Genomic DNA, 2750 nt, shown 5'->3' on the forward strand with positions numbered 1-2750 from the left:
CCGAGAGCGCGCGCCGGGCGCTGGACCTGTTCGCCGGCGCCGCGCGCCACGATGCCGATGCGCCGCCGGGCGGCTTTGCCGCGATCGCCGCCTTCCTCGAGCGCTCGGTGCCGCAGGCCGATCAGCAGAAGGCGGCCGACGTGCTGCTGAAGATCCTGAACGGCTCGATGTGGGAGCTGTGGCAACTGGCGCGCGAACGCGCCGAACTGCCGGTGGTCGCCAACAGCGCGCAGAGCGGCGCCTTCCTGCAGCAGGCGATCAACGCGCTGTCGGACAGTTTCTTCTACGTGGCGCCGGTGTTCCTGCAGCTGGACGACTTCCAGGAGGTCAAGGCCAGCGTGTTCCAGATGACCCGTGCGCCTGGCAAGAACATCGTGTATCTTGGCTGCCTGCTGCTGGTGCTGGGCGTGTTCGCGATGCTGTATATCCGCGAGCGCCGCGTGTGGGTCTGGGTCAAGGACGCCAAGCCGGATGCCAAGCCGGATGCCAAGCCGGACGCCGATCCGAGCGATGCGTCGCAACGGGCCGCCGGCAGCCATGTGCTGATGGCAATGTCGACCCAGCGGCGCACCCTGGACTTCGAGAAGGAATTCGCCGCGCTGCGCGAGGACGTGCAGCGTGCCGCGGCGGCAGCGCAGGACGCGCCGCCAGCGGCGCCGGCGACACGGTAGGGATTTCGTCATGTCTTCCAATTCTTCCAAGCTGCACGCCCCCGCCAACCCCACGGCGAACCAGGGGCAGATCCCGGCGGCAGCGGACACCTCGTATCTGGAGCCCTCGTTCCTGCGCCGGCTGTCGTGGCTGGACTGGCTCTATGCGCTGCTGCTGGTGGTCGGCGCCGGCGTCGGGCTGGCGCGCTATGGCCAGTGGATGGACGGCTACGACAAGGCGGTGCTGATCGGCGCGGTGCCGACCTTTGCGCTGCTGGGCTGGCACTGGAAGCCGGTTCGCGCGCTGATGGCGGGCCTGGCCGTGCTGGCGCTGCTGGCCGTGCAGCTGTACCAGGGCGAACTGGCGCGCGCCGAGCAGGCCTTCCTGCTGAAGTACCTGCTGTCGAGCCAGTCCGCGATCCTGTGGATGTGCGCGCTGGTGTTCCTGTCGACGCTGTTCTACTGGGGCGGCCTGCTGGCGCGCTCGCAAACGGGCTACGGCATCGGCCACAAGCTGGCGTGGGCGGCGGTCGTGCTCGGCTTTACCGGCATGCTGGTGCGCTGGTACGAGTCCTACCTGATCGGTCCCGATATCGGCCATATCCCGGTGTCGAACCTGTACGAAGTGTTCGTGCTGTTCGTGCTGATCACGACGCTGTTCCACCTGTACTACGAGGGCCGCTACCGCACCGGCGCGCTGGGCCCGTTCGTGATGCTGGTGGTGTCGGCGGCCGTCGGCTTCCTGCTGTGGTACACGGTCAGCCGCGATGCGCACGAGATCCAGCCGCTGGTGCCGGCGCTGCAGAGCTGGTGGATGAAGATCCATGTGCCGGCCAACTTCATCGGCTACGGCACCTTCGCGCTTGCCGCGATGGTCGCGGTGGCCTATCTGCTGAAGCAGCGCGGCATCCTGGCCGAGCGCCTGCCCGCTCTGGAGCTGCTCGACGACGTCATGTACAAGGCGATCGCGGTCGGCTTCGCCTTCTTCACCATCGCCACGATCCTGGGCGCGCTGTGGGCGGCCGAGGCCTGGGGCGGCTACTGGAGCTGGGACCCCAAGGAAACCTGGGCGCTGATCGTCTGGCTGAACTACGCGGCCTGGCTGCACATGCGGCTGATCAAGGGCCTGCGCGGCGCGATGGCGGCCTGGTGGGCGCTGATCGGCCTCTTGATCACGACCTTCGCCTTCCTGGGCGTCAACATGTTCCTGTCGGGGCTGCACAGCTACGGCGAATTGTGATCGACAGCACCCTTTCAGGGTGACAAAGCGAGGAAACCTGCCCTTTCGGGCAGGTTTTTTTTATTGGAAAGGGAATAAAACGGCGCCTGACGGTGTTTACTGGGAAACACGGCGCCGGTGGGCGGCGCCGACTTTTCCTGGAGACAGACATCATGACCCTCTCGCGCCTTACCGCTTCCGGTCGTCTTGCGCTTCCCGTCACCGCCACCGTCACCATTGCCGCCGCCGTCCTGCTGACCGCCTGTTCCGGCATGGGCATGGGCTCGGGCAGCAGCAGCGCCAGCGCCAGCAGCACGGCCAGCACCACCGGCAACATGCCGCCGACCGTCAAGGTCAGCAACGGCGTACTGACCGATCCGCAAGGCCTGACGCTGTACACCTTCGATCGCGATACCGCGGGCAGCGGCAAGAGCGTCTGCAACGGACAATGCGCGGTCAACTGGCCGCCGCTGCTGGCCCAGCCCGGCACCTCGGCGACCGGCCAGTACACGATCATCACGCGCGACGACGGCAGCCGCCAGTGGGCCTATCGCGGCAAGCCGCTGTACCGCTTCGCCAAGGACACCAAGCCGGGCGACCGCACCGGCGACAAGGTGATGAACGTGTGGCACATCGCCACCCCGTAAGGCACCGTCAAGCGTCGTGAGGCGTCGTGAGGCGTCGGCCACGGGCGGCGTGGCCCGTCGCACCAAACACCGGCCAGCCGGTCCAAGTTGAGCCGGCCCGGCATGGCCCGCGGGGCCGCCCGGCGCGCCGGCGCTCCGCCAAGCAAGGAACGACGATGTGGATTCCCTCTCCGAAATGGCTGCGCGGCGACGACATTCCGCCCAGCGAGATCACGCCGCCCGAGGCGTTCGCCG

Annotated in this window: 3 protein-coding genes; all 3 read left to right on the plus strand. The window is 67.7% G+C overall.

The features are described 5' to 3' along the window. Positions 1–671 (plus strand): cytochrome c biogenesis protein ResB (locus B551_RS16200; RefSeq protein WP_043440266.1); only part of this gene is annotated, 671 nt, incomplete at its 5' end. Between the two features lie 10 nt (positions 672–681). After that, positions 682–1890 (plus strand): c-type cytochrome biogenesis protein CcsB, encoded by a 1209-nt coding sequence (ccsB, locus tag B551_RS16205; protein ID WP_006580171.1) that lies wholly within the window; start codon positions 682–684, stop codon positions 1888–1890. 152 nt (positions 1891–2042) lie between these two features. After that, entirely contained in the window at positions 2043–2516 is a 474-nt protein-coding gene (locus B551_RS16210; RefSeq protein ID WP_043440268.1) for a lipoprotein, read from the plus strand. Positions 2517–2750 lie beyond the last annotated feature (234 nt).

The sequence above is a fragment of the Cupriavidus sp. HPC(L) genome, assembly GCF_000307735.3.
Lineage (GTDB): Bacteria > Pseudomonadota > Gammaproteobacteria > Burkholderiales > Burkholderiaceae > Cupriavidus.